This window comes from Rhodococcus sp. IEGM 1241 (assembly GCF_033142365.1).
Taxonomy (GTDB): Bacteria; Actinomycetota; Actinomycetes; order Mycobacteriales; family Mycobacteriaceae; genus Rhodococcus_F; species Rhodococcus_F erythropolis.
In genome coordinates this window covers 270584-288141 of sequence record NZ_JAWLSE010000001.1, presented here as the reverse complement: position 1 = coordinate 288141, position 17558 = coordinate 270584, and the positions used below count along the sequence as shown (strand labels likewise).

Here is a 17558-nt window from a genome sequence, read left to right as displayed (position 1 = left end):
ATGACTTACACAGTGCATGGCGCCACCGGCGCACAGGGCTCTCCCGTTCTCGCAGGATTGGTCGCGGCTCTCGCCGGATCGGCAGGGGCCGAAGTCCGAGCAATTACTCGTAACCCTGACCAGACGTTCGAGGGTGCGAACACCGTCGTCGCGGACAATGCGTCAGTCGACTCTCTCGCCGACGCTTATCGCGGGGCGGACGGGGTGTTCTTTCACCTGCCACTCGCCGGCGACACCGAGACGCTAGCTGGTTATGCCCACAATGTTCTGGCTGCAGCGAGAGCGGCGCGCCCTTCGCGGTTCGTGATCTCTACCAGCGGCACGGTGATCGGCGACGCTACTTCGCCGCTTGCCGGTCCCAACACACCCGTTCTCTCCGAGCTCGTCGACGGACTTCGCGCCGAAGGCATCGCGGTGACCGTTCTGACCCCACGTTTGTTCCTCGAGAATCTTCTTCTGCCCACTGTGCTGTCGGGAGTGAAAGACGAAGGCGTCCTGCGTTACCCACTGCGTGCCGATCTCGCGGTCGCATGGAGTTCACATCTCGACGTCGCTGATGCAGCCGTCGCGGCCCTGACTCTCGACGTAGCACCGGACGCGGTCGACATCGGACAGATTCCGGCGATCACCGGTATCGAATTGGCCGAGGCATTCGCCGAACACTTCTCGCGCGCGGTAACTTTCGAAGCCGTAACACCCGATGCCTTCGGTGCATCGATTGCGCCGATCATCGGAGCGGGTGCAGCAGCCGGGGTTTCCCAGCTCTACACGGGACTCGAATCTGCCGACAGCGTCGCGTTCGACTCCGCGACGGGTTCTACTGCTGCCTTGGGTATCACTGCCCGCAGCACGCGGGCCTGGCTGGCAGATCTCGGGGTGAACTGACCGGACAACGCAAAAGGCCGGCTCCGCGAAGTATCGCGTGGAGCCGGCCGATTTCCGGGGTTACCGGTGCGTGCGGGTCTTCAACTGGCGGTTCAGCTGCCGACTCCCGAAGTCCAGACCGGCACCGTCACTGGTGGCCAGCACGGTGAGTCCAGCGGCGACCAGCAACGAAATAAGCACAACGCTCATGGTGAGTCACCTTTCTTCCTGTCGTGAAACGGTTTTGCGCCTCCGGGAAATGCCGACATATCCGGCACCCCACTTCAGCTGACCTCAAAGTATCTGTAACTATGGGTTACGCGCAATGTGTGGTCCCTCACCTGAAAGCGCAGGGTGATGCGCAGATCACGCTGCATTCGATGGCGGACTTACCCGGCCAGAACCATGCTCACGAACTCGTCGGCGAGCGCGTGAGCGTCCGCACCGCTGCCAGGAACCACATCTGGCGCACTGTGCACCAATTGCATCTGCCCCAGGTACATCGAATAGGCAAGTACGCCACGATGTTCCGCTTTCTGCCTGTCCATCCCCAGATCGACCAACAACGTCACGATGTAGGCGACTCGACGCTCGGTGACACGTCGAACCGCCGCCGAAACCACAGGATGGTCGATCCCGGCAAGCAGTTCCAACTCCGCACGGCGACCGGCCAGTCCGGTTGTGACCGCGTCGACCAGGCGACGCAACCTCACCTCTGCCGGTTCGCCGGAGGCCTCGACGGAAGAGATCAGTCGCTCGGTTGCCAGAACTTCCCATCGATCGAGCGCAGCCTGCAGCAATTCGTCACGGTTCGCAAAGTGCCAATAGAAGGAACCCTTGGTCGATCCCAGCGTGCGTGCCACCTTCTCCACAGCGACGGCACCTGGCCCGTGGCTGGTCAGAGCCTCGAAAGCAGCATCGATCCACTGATCGCGGGAGAGTCGGGCGCGGGCATTCGTCACCTCCGTACGGTACCGTATGGGTAAGTTCCATACGGCACCGTACGGAGGATGAAATGACACTCGCATTCAAGGCAATGCCTGCACCGGACTGGGCAGAAGCCACCACGATCACCATCCCGTCTGTTCCGACCCATACATCCGAGGAGTGGGCGCAGGCCGTCTTCGACGTCAGGAATGTCCCCGCACCAGTCCTCGCGATGTTCTGGCTCAGGGAGCGGGTAGTCGGACTGCTCGGCATCGCCAAGGGACGCCCGGACACCTTTACCGTCGACAAGATCGCCGACGGAGAGGCCCTCATCGAGGCGGACGAGAAACACCTACGATTCGTCGCCTCGGTTCAGGCCGACAACGACGCCGGTCTCCTGCACGTCGTCACTGCCGTGGAGCTGAAGAACCGCGCGGGCCGAATCTACTTCGCACCAGTTCAGGTACTGCACGGCGTGATCACGCGGGCAATGATGACGTCTGCTCGAAAGAGACTGTGCACGTGATCAACCGTCCGGACCGCCCTTGAGTTCGAGGCTGATCTGATCGGCGTCCAGCGCGGCCAGTGCCGATCCGAGCATCCGTGCGTCGAACAGGCCGTCGTCCCGCGCGTCGAGTAGCGCTTGGCGCTGCGCGTCGATCACGTCGAGCCGGGTCTTCTTCTTCGACTGCCCCTCGGGTGGAACGAAACTCGCAGAAGCATCCTCGAGTAGAGCGAGCAAACGTCGATGTTCGTCGAGTTCGGAATCGGTGAGGTCCTGCGCTGCCGGACCGACCGCCACTACGACGCGCTTCAACGTCCCACCCTGAAGGATCAACGAGCCGGCTGCGACCAGGAACGCCACCAAGATCAGAAGCGATCGACTCGGAGTGTCTTCCGGAAGAGTCTGCGCGGCAGCCAGAGTGACCGCTCCGCGCATACCGGCCCAGATGACGATCGTCCCTTCACGCCATCCCAACGGCGCGGCAAGGTAGTAATCGATATCGGCAACCGTCCGCCGCACCCGAATCTTGAACCGTTCCATCTGATTCGCCGAAGGCGCCCGGCGCCTGCTACGCCGCCCTTCGTCCGGTGGGTAATCCTCTGGATTTTCGAGACGATTCGCGATGTCGGAGAGTCTGGGTTTCATGCGTTCGCGAAAGTTCGCCCGCGCTTGGAGTGCTCGCAGTAGCGGCGCGACGTACAGAGCCCGAACCAAGATCGTGAGGAACAGTGCACCCGCAGCGACGAAGACTGCGGTGGTGATTCCCTCGTGGTCGACCCGGACATCGTCGACTATCGACGAGAGTTCGAGGCCCATCACCAGGAAGATCGCACCTTCGAGGACCAGTTCGACTGTGCGCCAGTTCTGGGAGTCCGACAACCGATGACGCGGCGAAAGCTTCCGAGGAGCGTCGTAGCCGGTGACGAGCCCGGCCACGACGGCAGCAACCAACCCCGATGCACCCAACTCTTCGGCGGGGATCGCGGCCAGAAACGGCACCGTGAACGAGATGACCGTGTTGACCGTCGAGTCGGTGACACGGGCACGAACCATCAGGTTGACCTTGCCGACGACAACACCGATGACCGCGGCCACGACGACGGCAAAAGCGAACTTGCCCAACACACTCCACAGCGATACCGACGCGGCCGCTCCGGCGATGGCAGTACGCAACAGGACCAGAGCGGTAGCGTCGTTGAGCAGGCTTTCGCCTTCGAGGATCGACACCACCCGCGGCGAGACCGGGAGTTTCTTGACGATGGACGTCGCGACGGCATCCGTCGGGCTCACGATCGCGCCGAGTGCAATGCCCCACCAGATGCCGAGTCCTGGTATCACCCACGAGAAGAACACACCGAGAACCAGCGCACTCACCACGACGAGGAGAACTGAGAGCCCACCGATAGCACCGAATTCACGCCGAAACTCCATCGACGGCATCGAGACCGAAGCTGAGTACAGCAGCGGCGGAAGCACACCCGCGAGAATCCATTCCGGATCGATGTCCACTGCTGGGACAAAGGGGAGGAGGCTGACAACGATCCCGGCCATCACCAGAATCAGCGGCGCCGCGACTCCGATCCGCGCCCCGAGCGTCGAGGCGGCGACGATTCCGAGTAGTCCCAGCACAACGATGATCAGAGCATCCACAGTTCCCCCGCACTCCGGCTTGTGTACCCCGCTCTTTTTACACCTGTGCCGGTGCCGGGGGCGAGACCCGCCACGCGACGGCGATCAGAAGAACCGTGAATGCCGAAGCAGGCCACAGAGCGTGAAGGCCGATCCACCGATGAACGAGCGCACCGACTACCGCGCCCGCGATCAACCCCGCGCACATCCCGAAGTGCTGCAGCCACGCCCACTTCGGGCCGCCCAGAAAGGCTCCGGTGAGACGCTGGCCCATCTTGACCAGCGCACCGGTCATGTACGTGACACCGATCGTCACCTCACCGTCGCGTTGGAACACCGAGTTGACGGCTCCCATCGCCAGGGCCATCGCCGAGATCGCGCCTGGGGTGACGTCGAGGCTGCTCATCACCGAACCGATGGCCAGCAGTCCAGCCACAACCGCAAGCACTGTGACCTTGCGGGTCCGGACGGAGTACCGCTCCGTGAAGTGGGTGACGACGGTTCCCAGCGCGATTCCCAGGAGGAAGAGCACGATGATGCCGCCTGCCACCCGCGCGGTCGACCACACCCCGTCTGCAAATGCGACGCTCGCCTGCGTCATGTTGCCGCTCATGAACGAAACGAAAGGCCCACCGAGCGTGATGAATCCGAGCGCGTCGACGTAACCGGCCAACCCGGCGAGCGCTGTCGCCAGGCCGATCAGCGACCTGCTGTATCCCGTCACCCGACGAGCTCGGTTCAGCTCAGCTTGCTGGTGCGCAGCTCGTGGCCCTTGGACGTCTTGCAGCGGCCGGTCTCGAGATCCCACTGCCAGCCGTGCAGATCACAGGTGAGGTTGGTGCCCTCGACGACACCGAACTTCGACAGGTCAGCCTTGAGGTGAGGGCAACGACGCTGAATCTCGTAGCCACCCAACTCGATAGACGCGCTGTCGTCGTGCGCCTCGGCGAACCAGCCGTCGGCGTATGCGATGCGTTCGTCGGTGAGGCACTTGAAGAACGTGTAGAGGAACTCGTTGTACCCACCGATGCGCCACGCCGTGAAGCGTGTCGACAGGAAAATGGTGTTCACCCAGTCTGGCTCGTCGTCACGCAGAACGGTGCGAACCAGTTCGGGAGCAATGCGGAAGCCGTAGCGGTACTTACCTTCTCCGTCGATGGGCTCGCGAACGATCCGCTTCGGGAAGTCGAGGACGACCGTCTCCTCTCCCATCACGAGTCCGACGGGGTAGCCGATTCCGTCGCAGATCAGATCGGACTGCGCCATGATCGGCTCGAACTTGGCCTTCAGACCGTCGAGCAGCGGCTCGCCTTCGGCCGGAGCCCACGTAGCCTTCTGCGCGGCGATGACCGGTGCCATCTTCTGCGCCATCTTCTCGATGTACTCGGCCTTGTTCGAGAAGATCTTGTCGACGTCCGCTTCCGGGATGGGATGCGTCAGGGCGACCTTCTCGCTTCCGCGAAGTTCGACGGCCGAGCCGGGGATCATCAGCAGACCACGATCGTTGCCGTTGATGCGCATCTGCTCGAGGAACGTGATCTGGTCGGGGAAGATGTTTCCCTCGTCGCCGTGATCGTCGTTGAGGTAACGCAGGTCGTCGTCGAGGAAGACCGGCGGGCCGGCCGACGGGACAACCCACGCAGCGTCGACCTGGGCGATGTAGTTGCGGCAGCGGTCCATGCCGCGCTGACGCTTCTGCTTGCCGAAGTTGCGCTTGGTGCCCTTCGGGATGTCGTAGACCATCGGGTACCAGATCGCGCCCGAGTACTGCAGCAGATGGATGTCGACCTTCCCGAAGGCGTCGGTCAGCGGGTCGAGGTCGACGGGCCTGGCGTCGTTCATGTTGAAACAGGTGGTCTCCCCGTCCGAGACGACCAGGCCTGAGTCACCGATCGGACCGTCCGCGGGAGCGCGCAAAGCGATGATCATGATGTCGAGATCGCCCTTGGGACCGCTGACGGTGTGCTTGACGGAGTCTTCCGTCTCGAAGAACTTGTGGAAGCCGAGCTTCTCGAGCTCACGCTTGAGGTCCGGCACCGGGTAATCGGGGAGCAGGACGGTGGCGTCCTTGTTGACGTGCGCGATCAGGTTCTTCGGATCGAAGTGGTCCTTGTGCAGGTGCGAGACGTAGAGGTAGTCGCAATTGCCCAGCGCGTCCCAGTCCAGCTCGGTGTTGTCGGGGAACGGCACCCAGGACGCGAAATACGTCGGGGTCACCCATGGATCACACAGGATGGATCCGGCCTCGGTCTGGATGTGAAATCCTGCGTGGCCGACGCTGGTGATCTGCATTGCAACCTCCGAAATCGTACTGCTGGTGCACCCAGCATAGTCGGCGCCATCAGGGCCAAATCGCGATCGAGGAGGCGGCCGGTTGTGACGTCATGCACGTCAAAGGTCGAAAGTGGGTTGTGATTCAGGCGGGCCGGTGACGCCGACAACACTCTGCGCGCTGGCGTGTTCGCCGTATTTCTTGGCGCTCATGGGAGCTGTTTCGCCATTCCCGAAGGCAACCCCTAAGGCTAACCTAACAAATATGACTCGACTTCTTTCTCCCTCCACGACCGATCGCGACTACTGGGCGATCGTGGACAACCTGACGCGGCGCGGTTTCTTCGGCGTCGGCGCGGGCGTCGCTGCGGCCGCGTTTCTCGCCGCCTGCAGCAGCACGGAAAGTTCGACGCCCGATAACGCGGAGACCTTCGAGTTCACACGCGGCGACGAGAAGCTGATCATTCCGACGGACCCCCAGAACGTCGTTGCCCTCGATCCACGCGACGGCCTCGAATTGTCGATCCTTGCGGGGTACCCGGTGACCGCCTACCCGACCGGCGCCGCCGAACACCTTCGCCGCGAGGTCCCGGATGCCACCGGTGTCGAGATTTTCGCCGAAGGTGCTTCGGATCCCAACTTCGAATACATCTCGACCCTCGGCGCAGACCTTCTCGTCCTCAGCGCCGGCTGGTGGGACACCGGGTCGTACGGCAACGACCGGATGCAGCAGATTGCACCGGTCCTGCCCGTCGGCAAGGACTTCACCCCGGAGTGGCGCAAAGTCATGTCGGACTTCCTCACCGGTATCGGGCGCAGCGATCGCGCCGAAGAAGTACTCGCCGAGTACGACGCCCATGTGGCTCAGGTCCGCCCGACCGTCGAACCGCTGATGGCCGGCAAGAAGGTTGCCTTCGTTGCCGCCGCAGAGGATCAGATCGCGTGGTTCCAGAACGATTTCCGCACCGCCGTCGCCGAGGACCTCGGGTTCGAGGTGCTCCGTGAAGGCCCCGACCTTCGCGTGATGCTCGGGTCGGAGCAGTTCAACCGTCTCGAAGAAGCCGACGTCATCTTCGCCTTGGATCGCAGCGCCTCCGGCAGCGTGTACACCTCGCCGACGTGGCAGCGCCTGCCCGCCGCACAGGCCGGTCGCGTGATTCCGTTCGACTACTACAAGGCCGCGGGATACGCCTTGACCGCCAAGGTCCTGGTCGACGACTTGGCGGCCGGGGTCAAGCGGTAGAACCCGACCTTCGTCAACCCGACGGGGCCCCGATCATTCGGCACCGGCGGCTCGTCCTGTCACGCGGTCCCGAAACTCGCGGAACGCCTGGAAACCACCGGTGAGCGCCCGCGCCAGTTCCTCGGCGCTTTCGACCCAGACGACGTCCTCCAACTCGGAAACGTCGTCGGGCTCGTGATTGCGCTGGGGAACGAGAAACGTCGGGTCACCCTGAGGGTTGACGATCAGGAACCCAGCGGCCGCGCAGAGGTCGTAGACGAACGCGCACTCGGCAGGCGACAGCGTCGCGTGGAAGATTCCACCACTGAGTGGATCGCTCTGCTCGAGCGAGTCGAGATGAAGGTCGGAGAAGGCCCCGTCGATCGTCAATGCCCTGTCGTCACGGTCGACGATCTCGCCTCCGTACGGGCTCTCGACCACGCGCAGCCCGTGCTGATCGAGGAAAGCGGCGACCGCCGCCCGATCAACATCGAGTTGCACGTCCTTCGTCATACGCATGAAGTGCAGCGAGAAACCCATCGATCCCCCTCGTCCATTCGCGACGCACGTGATGCGCTCGCCAGTACCTCGACAGCCGAGAAGCGTCAAAACTACCTCTCGAGTAGGGTCCGGATCGCCTCGACCACTTCGGCAGGCGCCTCTTCCGCCATGAAGTGACCTGCGGACAGCGTGCGGTGCTCGAGATCGGGCGCCCACGCTTTCCACAGGGCCTCGGCGTCGTAGCCGAGCATCGAACCCCAGTCCTGCTGAATGACCGTGACCGGCATGTGCAGTTGGTTGCCAGCATCGCGATCGGCCTGATCGTGTTCGACGTCGATGCCTGCCGACGCCCGGTAATCGGCAACGATCGACGGCACCGCCTCCCGTGAGGCGCGCAGGTATTCCGCCCGCACGTCTACCGGAATCGCTTCGCGGTTCTGCGTCCACACGTCGAGAAAGTGCTCGAAGAACACGTCGGCGCTGGCGCTGATCATCTGCTCGGGGAGACCGGGTGGCTGAGCCATGAGATAGAGATGGAACGCCACAGCAGCATTCGATCCGTGCAGGATGTCCCACATATCCAAGGTCGGGAGCACGTCCAGCGAACCGAGCTGTGTGATCACATCCGGGTGGTCCAGCCCAGCTCTGACGGCAACCAGCGCACCACGATCGTGGCCGACGAGGGCGAACTTCTCGTGTCCCAGCTTCTTCGCCACCTCGACAATGTCGGCAGCCATTGTTCTTTTGGAGTAGGTGTCCGGGTTTTCCTCGACCGGTTTGTCGCTGGCTCCGTATCCGCGGAGATCCGGGCAGATGACGGTGTGATCCGACGCCAACACAGTGGCGACGTGACGCCACATGAGGTGTGTCTGGGGGAAACCGTGAAGAAGGACGAGTGGTGTTCCGTTTCCGCCGACCGCGACGTTGAGCCGCACCCCGTCTGTTGTGGAAATCTGCTGATAGTCGAAGCCTGGAATGGTGATCGTCATCGGTCGCTCTCGTTTGTCGGGGTGATGGCAATAGTTCGGGTGATGGCAATCAGCCTCGCCGTAGTCGATGAGCATTCGATGAGCGCGATAACGTGGGGAAATGCGAGACCACACATTTTTTGGAGTTCTCGGACCCGTGGTCGCGTGGAACAATTCGTCAGGGTTGATCGATCTGAAAGGTCCACGACACCGAGCGGTCCTCGCTCGTCTGATCATTGCCCGAGGACGTGTTGTTCCGGTGGACGTGATTGTCGACGACTTCTGGGTCGATCCTCCGGCCGGGGCGACCAGTGCAATACGTACGTTCGTTTCCGCACTGAGGCGCGCACTCGAACCGGATCGTGCCCCGCGAACGAAGCCGAAAGTCATTGTCACCGAAGGCCCTGGCTACGCCTTTCGTGCTGCACCCGACGCGGTCGACGCTTGGGAATTCGAAAGACTGGTACGTGAAGCCGCCGATTCGACGCCGGCGCAATCACTCGAACTGCTCCGAACCGCGCTCCAACTGTGGAGAGGGCCGGCCTACGCGGAGTTCGCCGAAGAACCGTGGGCTCGATCTGAGCGGTCACGCCTCGAGGAACTGCGTCTGACTGGCGTCGAACGCTTCGCATCCGCGCAACTCGATCTCGGGCGAACTGCCGAAGCGATTCCCGATCTGGACGCCCACGTCACGGAACACCCTTGGCGCGAGGACGGTTGGCGACTACTCGCTCTCGCGCTGTACCGGTCCAACCGTCAAGGCGATGCTCTGGCAGTCCTACGTCGCGCACGCGAGCTACTCGCCGAAGAGTTGGGCATCGACCCCGGGCCACGACTGACCGACCTCGAGTCCGACATTCTCCGCCGCGAAAACCACCTGGATCCTGTAGCGGCAGAACAGATCTTCACTCAGGTTTCGGCAGCGTACGACCGGACCGTAGCGGCAGGATCGAAATCGAGATTGGAGTCAACCGTCGGTCTCCTCCGAAGTTTGGCAGTTACGGGCGGAAGCGGACTCGAGACTGCCCGAAACCAACGACTGACAATCATCGGTGCCGCTGAACAATTGGACGATGTCGAACTCACCGCACGGATCATCGGCAACTACGACGTGCCCGGAATCTGGACACGATCCGACGATCCTCGGCAGGCTGCGCAGATCGTCGCGGCCGCTCAGCGCACCCTCGATCGACTTCCGGTCGGCAACGAACCCGCTCGGGCCAGACTGTTGGCGACAATTGCACTCGAATCGCGCGGACTGTCCGGTCATCGTGGGCTCGAATGTGCCCGCGCTGCAGTGCAGATCAGTCGTTCTCTCGACGATCCAGGTCTCCTGGCTTTCGCTCTGAACGGATTGTTCATGCAGACGTTCTGGACTACCGGTCTGGCCTCCGAGCGCGACGGCATCGGCCGTGAACTGGTCGACCTCTCCGCTCGACACGGACTGTCCACCTTCGAGATTCTCGGACATCTCATCCGTATGCAAGCCCTCAGCGCACTGGGGCAATTCGACGCAGCCGAGCTACACGCCGAGACAGTTGATCGATTGGCCGGACGTCACGAACGGCCGTTGGCAGCGGTGTTCACCACCTGGTTTCGCGCTATGCGAACGGCCACTACCGGCGCAGAAGCGGCGCACTGCGAGAAGCTGTACGAAGCTGCGGCGGTGAACCTTTCCGGTTCCGGCATGCCGGGTCTCGAGGACGGCATACTCCCTCTCGCAATTCTCGCCCTCCGTGTGTGGCGGGGACTGCCGGCAATTTTCGACCCGGCTACGCAGTGGGGCCCGTACGAACCCTGGGCCCGGCCACACCTGCTCATCGCACAGGGGCAGGCGAACGAAGCTGCGAAGGCCGTCGAGGCATTGCCGGACCCGCCCAAAGACCTACTCTCCGAGGCACTGTGGTGCTTGACTGCCGCGGCGGCCACTGCAGTCGGCGACAGTCGAGTCAAGGAGCGTGCTCGAGCGGCGCTCTTACCTGCCGCCGCCGAAATTGCCGGCGCCGGAAGCGGAATGCTCACAGCGGGACCCGTCTCGCACTATCTCGCCACACTGCAGTAGACCGGAACCATCAGGTGAATGCAATCACCGTGTCGCCCCACGCCTCCCGGATTTCGCAATCCAGATCAGCGACGACGGCATCGTGCTTGTCGATCAACAGTGTCGAGCGTGTGTCGGTGTCGTAAGTTGGCCATCCCGGGTCCGCACCCAGTTCACGATCGGCCCCGGTGCCGTAATCACCTGCAGCTCTGGCGAAATCCAGCCACCTCGCCTGCATGCGCTCTGACACGTGACGCGCCGCGCTCAGCCCACCCAATTTGTAGGTGATGTCCCGCGCTCCGTGATTGATGTTGCCGAAGACGTAGGCAAGTTCGGTCCCGTGGGTCGCACCAATTTTCAGCGCCTTGAGCATCGGCGGCGCGTAGTCGAATCGGTACAACCAGGTCGGTGCAATCTTGCTGTGCGCCTCGGCAATCCACAGCGTGGGCAAACGAAATCCGAAGTCACGGGTCAGCCCGAGACCAGCGCCCAGCTTGGACAGCCCCGAATACGCGCCTTCGATCTGCGAATGATCGGGTAGCTCGAGCCCAGGGTGCTCGTCGGCGATCTCCGCGAACATCGACGTGATCACGACGGGATCGATCGGCATCAACGGCGATTTCATCATCCGGAAGAGCGAAGATTCGTCTTTGTTGGTTCCGATGATCAGCGGAATCGGGTGTGCACTGCCGTGACGGAACGCGCGCACCGGGTAATCAGGGAGCAGATCACCGTCGACGATCGGCGCGAACGCCAAAGTGCCGGGCGTCTCCTGAGGGACGCGAGCAAACAGTTCGTCTGACGGCCCGATCATGTCTTCGGCAGACGTGGACCGCAATAGACCCAGATCGCCACCGCCGCTGAAGATCTCCAGAAACAGCTTCGCGACGATCTCGCCACGTTCACTCCCGTACACCGAAGTGGCGGGGGAACTCTCGGCGATAGCGCGATGAAACAGGCCACGGGCGGACGGCACGGTCATCAGCGTCGTCACAGCGCCGCCACCTGCCGACTCGCCGAACAACGTCACCCGATTCGGATCACCACCGAAGGCCGCGATGTTGCCTTGAACCCATTGCAGCGCTGCAATCATGTCGCGGAGAGCGACATTGGGTTCGAAGGTGTGTTCTTCCGAGTTGAAGGACGAGAAATCGACGAAGCCGAACACACCGATGCGGTAGTTGATCGAGACGACGACAACGTCACCGTTCTCAGCCAATGTGGTTGCGTCGAAAAGTGGTTGGCTGGATGCTCCGCGAAAGTACGCACCGCCGTGAATCCAGACCATGACCGGTTTACCCGGCGCATCAGAGCCGACGGGGCCCGGCGCCCATACGTTGAGAAACAGGCAGTCTTCATCCATCGGAACGTTCTCACCGAGCGGGATCATCGCAAGTCGACTTTGCGGTTCACACGGACCGAATTCTGTTGCGTCTTGAATCTCGGTCCACGGCTGTGGCGGAACGGGTGCGCGGAAACGCAACGACCCGACCGGAGGTGCCGCGTAGCGGATCCCCTTCCAACTCGATACCGCACCTTCCGTGGATCCACGAACCGGCCCGTACGTTGTCTCGACTACCGGCGCTTCGCTGGGTGTGATCGTCATTCGATTGCTCCTCGAGGATCCGTACCGGCCCTCAATGCTGCCAGCATCCGGTGCAAATCGGACATGTTTGCCGGATTCACTCTGCTGGCAGTCATGCAAGGCTATCGCCAGGTCATGCGCCGGATTTCGTGAACTTAGCCAACTCTCGCAATCGGACCAGATCCCAGGCATGCCTGGGCCTACGGACGCCCGGACGGTCTCGGGGGACTCTGACTCTCAGTGCCTGCGGGCTGACCGTGCACCTGACGGGAGTCGGCATCACCAGAGCCTCGCCGTCGACGCCGACCGGAATCTCGTCGGTGTCGGCGTCGATGATCACCTCGAATCCGGTGCCCTGAGCCAGGCCTCGTTGATGCGCCCGATGGAGTAACCCGACGGCCTGACGGGCGCTGCCGACGGAGATCGCCACGATCCCGAGAGTGCCCCGGTCCAATCGCGGGCGATGACCGAGCCCCGCCAGGTCGTTCATCTCGTACGGTCCGTTGCTGACCAGAACCGCCTGTGGACCCACCGCGGACACGCTCGGGGAGCGCGCGGTCAGCACCGCTCCGGCGCGTCCGGCGAGCAGATCCGGGAGTTTCTGCAGGAAGGTGCTGGTCTTGGCGTCGCGGTACTCCGGACTCTGGACAACTTCGGCGTATGCCCCGAACGATGCGTTGTTGACGAAAGTTCGACCGCCGACATTACCCAGATCCACCGTCACCTCGACGCCGTCGACAAGCGCGTCGAGGCACCGTGACGGATCGTCGAGGTCGAGACCCAGATCCGCGGCGAAGTGATTGCGCGTCCCGGCGCTGACGACCAGGAAGGGCAGGTCGTGTTCGGCCGCGACAGCGGCAACCAACGCCTGAGTTCCGTCGCCACCGGCAACACCGAGTAGGTCGGCGCCGTCCGCGACCGCCTGCCTGACCAAGGCCGTCACGTCGATCTTCTCGGGCCCCTCGAGCAGTGCGACCGTGGCCCCCCGTTCCTCGGCCTTGCGTTTCAAGTCGAACTTCTCGACCTTGCCACCGCCGGAGTTCGGATTCATCACGAAGAACGGTTTGGCGGGCGGCGGCGCCGGTCGCTCGACCACCGGCAGTTCCTTCTCCTCCCCCTCCAAAGCGGCGCGGGCGCAGATACCGGCTATGACGAACAATCCGATCGAGAGCAGCACCACCCACAAGAGCCGTTCTCGGATCAGGAAGGCGAGCACCACGATCGGCGTCAGAACCGCCACAGCCAACGAGATCCAGCGGAGGAATCCGCGAGTGGTCAGAAACCAGTACACCGCTACGACGCACACGACCACCCCACCGATCCCCAGGATCAGCATGGTCAAGGTTTTCAGTCCGGCGAAAATCAGGAGCACCACGACTGCAAGAACCAGCGCCGCAAATGCCGCGCGCGCCAACCAACTCTGTTTCGACGAGGGCCGATCCGTGCGGACAGGGGTCGTCATCGAGCCACCTCCCGCAGTTCGCCTCGTCGGATATTCAACTGTTGACAGTGCCGTGCCTGTCTCCTCAGGACTAGCCAATTACCTACCCTCGGAAACCCACTTTTCCAGCGCTGATACTTTATGACGACACCTCGTCATAAAAAGGAGAAGGCCCGTGACAACACCGACGTCCGCAGCATGGGGATCTTCGGAGGAGCCTCTGACCGTGGTGCGGAAAGCCGGTCTTCACGGACTGCGGTGGACGGCCTGGCTGGCCGGCGCGACGGGCCTCGCACAATTGGTGTCGATCGGGCTGAACCTAACCGACACCATCCGCGGAATCGTCCCGACCACGTACCCGCCCGTAGACGTGGCCTGCAGCGTTGTCGCGCTCGTTCTCCTGGTCAGCCTGCTTGTCGGCCGACCCAACGGCCCCGCGATGTTGTCGGGTCTCGCCCTCCTCATGGCCATGCTGATGGCGCCGACCCTCCACAAACATGCACCCGAGTCGCTCTGGCTGGCGGCGGCACACGCCGTTTCGGTCGTCGCCGTCGTCATGCTGTCCGTGATGACTTCGAGGTTCTCCAGTGCCGAGTTGGATCGGCCGTGACACCGGATTCACCCCTCTCACTTGCGGCCGAAGAATGGATCACCGATCTGACTGCCGCGGAGATGGAGCGATTGCGCAAACGCACGACGCTCACCGCCGCCGAAGCGCAGGAAGTCTGCCGATCCGTACGCTCGATCGCGCAGCAGATGATGCTTGTACCCGTCTCGATGTGGCAGGGTGATCCACGCCTTGTTGCGGATCTGTTCGACCTCCCCGTGACCATGAATCAGACACAGGAGGATCGACCATGCCGAAGCTGACCGGTGGCGCGACAACCGCAGAACACAAGATCGCGACCCGAGAAGCCATGTTGGACGCGTTCATTCGCGAACTTCACGAGCAGGGCTGGCAGAACGTGAAGCTGCAGACTGTGGCCCAGGCAGCCGGTGTCTCACGGACAGCGGTGTACAACTACTTCCCCGACAAATCTGCGTTACTGCTTGCCTGGTCCACCCGCGAGATGGACAGATTCCTGCTCCTGGCCGAGCGTGAACTCGCGGATCGCGAGAATCCTGTCGACCGAATCGAAATCCTCGTCAAACTGACGCTCGTCGAGTTCTCACTGCAGCGATTCACGGGAATCGCGTTGGTCGAATTGCTGTCCGCGCAGGATCGCGAAAGCTTCCTCGAACATATTGTCCCGCTGTCGGTTCTGGTAGAACAGCTCGTCCAGGAAGGTGTCGACGCCGGCGTCTTTGTCGATTCCGATGCTGCCGCGTCCGCGCAACTCATCCTCGCCTGCGTGGAAAGCCGTCGCCCGATGCTCATGGCCGGCGACCGAGTGGACACTGTCGTGGCGACCACCGTCCCGTTCATCATGCGCGCATTGGGCGTCTCGTGGCCGACTTCCCTCACCGCCGATCCCACCGCTCGGCCTGCTCACGATCGGTAGGATCGCAGGTATGCACTTCGACCTCCCGCCCATCGATCAGCAGGCCGAGCGATTGATCGAACTCGGGGTACACGAGATGACCGGGCTTTCTGCCGGCGACGTCAGGGCAGCCGCCGCAGCCGGAAAAGGTGAGGCTGGACTGCTTACCGTGCACGAAAAACTCGCTCCAGCTTCCATTTTGACTCCCCTGCTCGAGCACAAGAACAAGCGGGGCTTCATTGTCGTCGACATGGCCGACGTCGATCTGTTCGCTCCTACCGAGCCGGCCGCGTTGCCTGATACCGCGATGTATCTGCTCGGCGAAGTCGACCGCGGGGATCACCTGGCCAATTGGAGCCCGGACGAAGCGCTTCCCGCGATCGTCGATGCCGACCGTACGCCGCTGACCCTCACCGAAGGCATTCACTGGCTGTTGCAGCGCCCCGACGTCCTCGAACGCGGAAAGTGCTTCATGACCATCGGCTCCCGATTGCGTAAGCCTGACGGAACTTTCGACACCAGAACCCCGGCTGTGTGGATCAGCAACGGAACCGGCCGGGACGGCAAAGACAACCGCAACGCCCCGAAAGTCGGGTGGTGTTGGTGGGGTAACCGCCACACGTGGTTGGGGTTTGCATCGGCCGGCGGGCGGACGTCGCTCCCGGGTTAGAGCACGGTTGCGCGGTCGAATCGGTATCGATCCTTCCACGGCATCGCGTTCTCCAGCATTGCAGCGGCAGAGAGCAATTCTGCGTCGCAACCCCATTTCGCCGAGATCATCACGCCGAGTGGAACACCGTCTTCCGTCCAACCGAGCGGCAAGCTGATCGACGGGAATCCAGTTGCGTTGGCGACGATGGTGTTTCCCGTGAAAGCGACCATGTCGATCAGTTCAGTCGCGGGGTCTTCGTCATTACGTAGCTCACCGACTGCCAACGGCGGTGTTGTCACCGTCGGGGTGACAACAAGATCGGCGTCGGCGTAATCCAGGCTCCACCGCCGCGCCCATGCCTGAACAACTCCGATTGCCGCGGCCAGATCGCCCGACGGCACTTCGTTTGCTCGAACACGTAAGTGCTGCACTATCGGACGGAGAAGGTGTTCGTACTCTTCGGGAATGGGCTTGGTGCCGGCCAAGGACGAGAACATCGTGGTGAAGGCATCGACGAAGGCGTCGTCTCGGGCCTGAGGACGTTCGAACACGTTGTGTCCCAGGCTCTCGAGAACGACGCCCACCCTCGATACCGCCTCGGAGACTCGTGGGTCCACCGTGCCGCCGGATACCGAGCCATGAGCGAGGGCGACGGTCAGGGGGCGAGAGTGCGATCCTTCTGCCTGGACGACAAACTCTTCGAACGACTTCGGCCGGGGCGGGTGAATCGTCCCGGCGCCAGGTCGCGTCGCCAGAACATCCAGCAGTGCAGCGGTATCGCGAACCGTTCGGGCGATCGGCCCCTTGCTCGCAAAACCGAAGTTGTCGTGACCTGCCACCCCCATCGTGATCAGACCGCGACTCGGCTTGAGGCCCACGACTCCGCACGTACTTGCCGGTGAACGCAACGAACCGGCGGTGTCACTTCCCTGAGCAAACGGCACCAGACCAGCGCCGACGGCGGCCGCGGCGCCACCACTGCTACCGGCAGCACTTCGTGTGCGATCGAACGGACTGCGCGCGGGCGGAGCAACTTCCGGCTCGGTGTAACACGCTGCCCCGAACTCGGGCACCGTCGTCTTGCCGATATCGATCAGACCACCTTCTCGGATCGCCTCGACGATCTCGTCATCGGCGTCCGGCACGAAGTCCCGAAAGAGCGCCGACCCGAAGGTCGTGCGGATGCCGCGAGTCGCGTCGAGGTCCTTGATGGCCGTCGGGACGCCGAACAGGCGCGGAAGCGGTCCGGCGTCCCGCTCGTCCAACCTTCGCTGGGCCTGCTCGGCGAGTTCGATCGCATGTTCCCCGGCGATCGTCGTGAATGCACCCACGTCATCGGAAGTGGTCGCACGATCGACGAAGTACCGTGCCACCTCGGGGATCGAGACCTGCTTGGCGGCGATCACTGCGGCGAGTTCGACAGCGGACAATTGATGGAGATCAGTCATGGGGCAGCACTCCTTGTAGGTCA

Annotated in this window: 18 protein-coding genes; 8 read left to right on the top strand and 10 right to left on the bottom strand. The window is 62.8% G+C overall.

The genetic code is table 11. The features are described from left to right. A complete protein-coding gene (locus R4P70_RS01355) occupies positions 1-885 on the top strand; it encodes an SDR family oxidoreductase (RefSeq protein WP_046379550.1) in 885 nt (294 codons plus the stop codon). Between the two features lie 60 nt (positions 886-945). On the opposite strand, the gene R4P70_RS01350 is transcribed toward R4P70_RS01355, so the two are convergent. Both R4P70_RS01350 and R4P70_RS01345 read right to left on the bottom strand, forming a co-directional pair. Beyond that, positions 946-1074, bottom strand: coding sequence for a hypothetical protein (locus tag R4P70_RS01350; protein WP_003943237.1), 129 nt, complete (start codon positions 1072-1074; stop codon positions 946-948). Positions 1075-1253: 179 nt separating this feature from the next. Beyond that, the gene (locus tag R4P70_RS01345; protein WP_021333326.1) at positions 1254-1826 is read right to left on the bottom strand and encodes a TetR/AcrR family transcriptional regulator; all 573 of its coding nucleotides are present in this window, start codon (positions 1824-1826) and stop codon (positions 1254-1256) included. A gap of 53 nt (positions 1827-1879) precedes the next feature. On the opposite strand from R4P70_RS01345, the gene R4P70_RS01340 reads away from it, so the two are divergent. Further along, a complete protein-coding gene (locus R4P70_RS01340) occupies positions 1880-2317 on the top strand; it encodes a DUF2867 domain-containing protein (RefSeq protein WP_019745903.1) in 438 nt (145 codons plus the stop codon). On the opposite strand, the gene R4P70_RS01335 is transcribed toward R4P70_RS01340, so the two are convergent. The 3 genes from R4P70_RS01335 to R4P70_RS01325 are packed head-to-tail and all read right to left on the bottom strand — an operon-like array spanning position 2318 to position 6217. Further along, the gene (locus R4P70_RS01335) at positions 2318-3946 is read right to left on the bottom strand and encodes a cation:proton antiporter (protein ID WP_019745904.1); all 1629 of its coding nucleotides are present in this window, start codon (positions 3944-3946) and stop codon (positions 2318-2320) included. A gap of 37 nt (positions 3947-3983) precedes the next feature. Then, positions 3984-4649, bottom strand: coding sequence for a YoaK family protein (locus R4P70_RS01330; protein WP_019745905.1), 666 nt, complete (start codon positions 4647-4649; stop codon positions 3984-3986). A 14-nt stretch (positions 4650-4663) separates the two neighbouring features. After that, a complete protein-coding gene (locus R4P70_RS01325) occupies positions 4664-6217 on the bottom strand; it encodes an MBL fold metallo-hydrolase (protein WP_317830262.1) in 1554 nt (517 codons plus the stop codon). A 244-nt stretch (positions 6218-6461) separates the two neighbouring features. Here R4P70_RS01325 and R4P70_RS01320 point away from each other — a divergent pair, with 244 nt between their 5' ends. Next, the gene (locus R4P70_RS01320; RefSeq protein WP_060937769.1) at positions 6462-7439 is read left to right on the top strand and encodes an ABC transporter substrate-binding protein; all 978 of its coding nucleotides are present in this window, start codon (positions 6462-6464) and stop codon (positions 7437-7439) included. A 33-nt stretch (positions 7440-7472) separates the two neighbouring features. Here R4P70_RS01320 and R4P70_RS01315 read toward each other — a convergent pair whose 3' ends face one another. Both R4P70_RS01315 and R4P70_RS01310 read right to left on the bottom strand, forming a co-directional pair. Next, positions 7473-7958 (bottom strand): hypothetical protein, encoded by a 486-nt coding sequence (locus tag R4P70_RS01315; protein WP_020971240.1) that lies wholly within the window; start codon positions 7956-7958, stop codon positions 7473-7475. A 71-nt stretch (positions 7959-8029) separates the two neighbouring features. Then, on the bottom strand, positions 8030-8908 hold the full coding sequence (locus R4P70_RS01310) for an alpha/beta hydrolase (protein WP_317830261.1): 879 nt from the start codon (positions 8906-8908) through the stop codon (positions 8030-8032). Positions 8909-9008: 100 nt separating this feature from the next. Here R4P70_RS01310 and R4P70_RS01305 point away from each other — a divergent pair, with 100 nt between their 5' ends. Further along, a complete protein-coding gene (locus tag R4P70_RS01305) occupies positions 9009-10949 on the top strand; it encodes a BTAD domain-containing putative transcriptional regulator (protein ID WP_069145350.1) in 1941 nt (646 codons plus the stop codon). Between the two features lie 10 nt (positions 10950-10959). Here R4P70_RS01305 and R4P70_RS01300 read toward each other — a convergent pair whose 3' ends face one another. Continuing rightward, positions 10960-12534 carry a carboxylesterase/lipase family protein gene (locus tag R4P70_RS01300; RefSeq protein WP_020909603.1) on the bottom strand — a complete coding sequence of 525 codons (1575 nt, stop codon included), beginning with the start codon at positions 12532-12534 and terminating at the stop codon, positions 10960-10962. Between the two features lie 112 nt (positions 12535-12646). After that, positions 12647-13975 (bottom strand): diacylglycerol/lipid kinase family protein, encoded by a 1329-nt coding sequence (locus R4P70_RS01295; RefSeq protein ID WP_317830260.1) that lies wholly within the window; start codon positions 13973-13975, stop codon positions 12647-12649. Between the two features lie 154 nt (positions 13976-14129). Here R4P70_RS01295 and R4P70_RS01290 point away from each other — a divergent pair, with 154 nt between their 5' ends. The 4 genes from R4P70_RS01290 to R4P70_RS01275 are packed head-to-tail and all read left to right on the top strand — an operon-like array spanning position 14130 to position 16105. After that, a complete protein-coding gene (locus R4P70_RS01290) occupies positions 14130-14564 on the top strand; it encodes a hypothetical protein (RefSeq protein WP_024487580.1) in 435 nt (144 codons plus the stop codon). Continuing rightward, on the top strand, positions 14561-14824 hold the full coding sequence (locus R4P70_RS01285) for a hypothetical protein (protein WP_019745914.1): 264 nt from the start codon (positions 14561-14563) through the stop codon (positions 14822-14824). Before R4P70_RS01290 ends, R4P70_RS01285 begins: the two co-directional genes overlap by 4 nt. Continuing rightward, positions 14812-15456 carry a TetR/AcrR family transcriptional regulator gene (locus R4P70_RS01280; protein ID WP_019745915.1) on the top strand — a complete coding sequence of 215 codons (645 nt, stop codon included), beginning with the start codon at positions 14812-14814 and terminating at the stop codon, positions 15454-15456. Before R4P70_RS01285 ends, R4P70_RS01280 begins: the two co-directional genes overlap by 13 nt. A gap of 10 nt (positions 15457-15466) precedes the next feature. Next, entirely contained in the window at positions 15467-16105 is a 639-nt protein-coding gene (locus tag R4P70_RS01275) for a DUF5701 family protein (protein WP_317830259.1), read from the top strand. Here R4P70_RS01275 and R4P70_RS01270 read toward each other — a convergent pair. Next, positions 16102-17535, bottom strand: coding sequence for an amidase (locus R4P70_RS01270; protein ID WP_029256604.1), 1434 nt, complete (start codon positions 17533-17535; stop codon positions 16102-16104). The genes R4P70_RS01275 and R4P70_RS01270 overlap by 4 nt on opposite strands. Positions 17536-17558 lie beyond the last annotated feature (23 nt).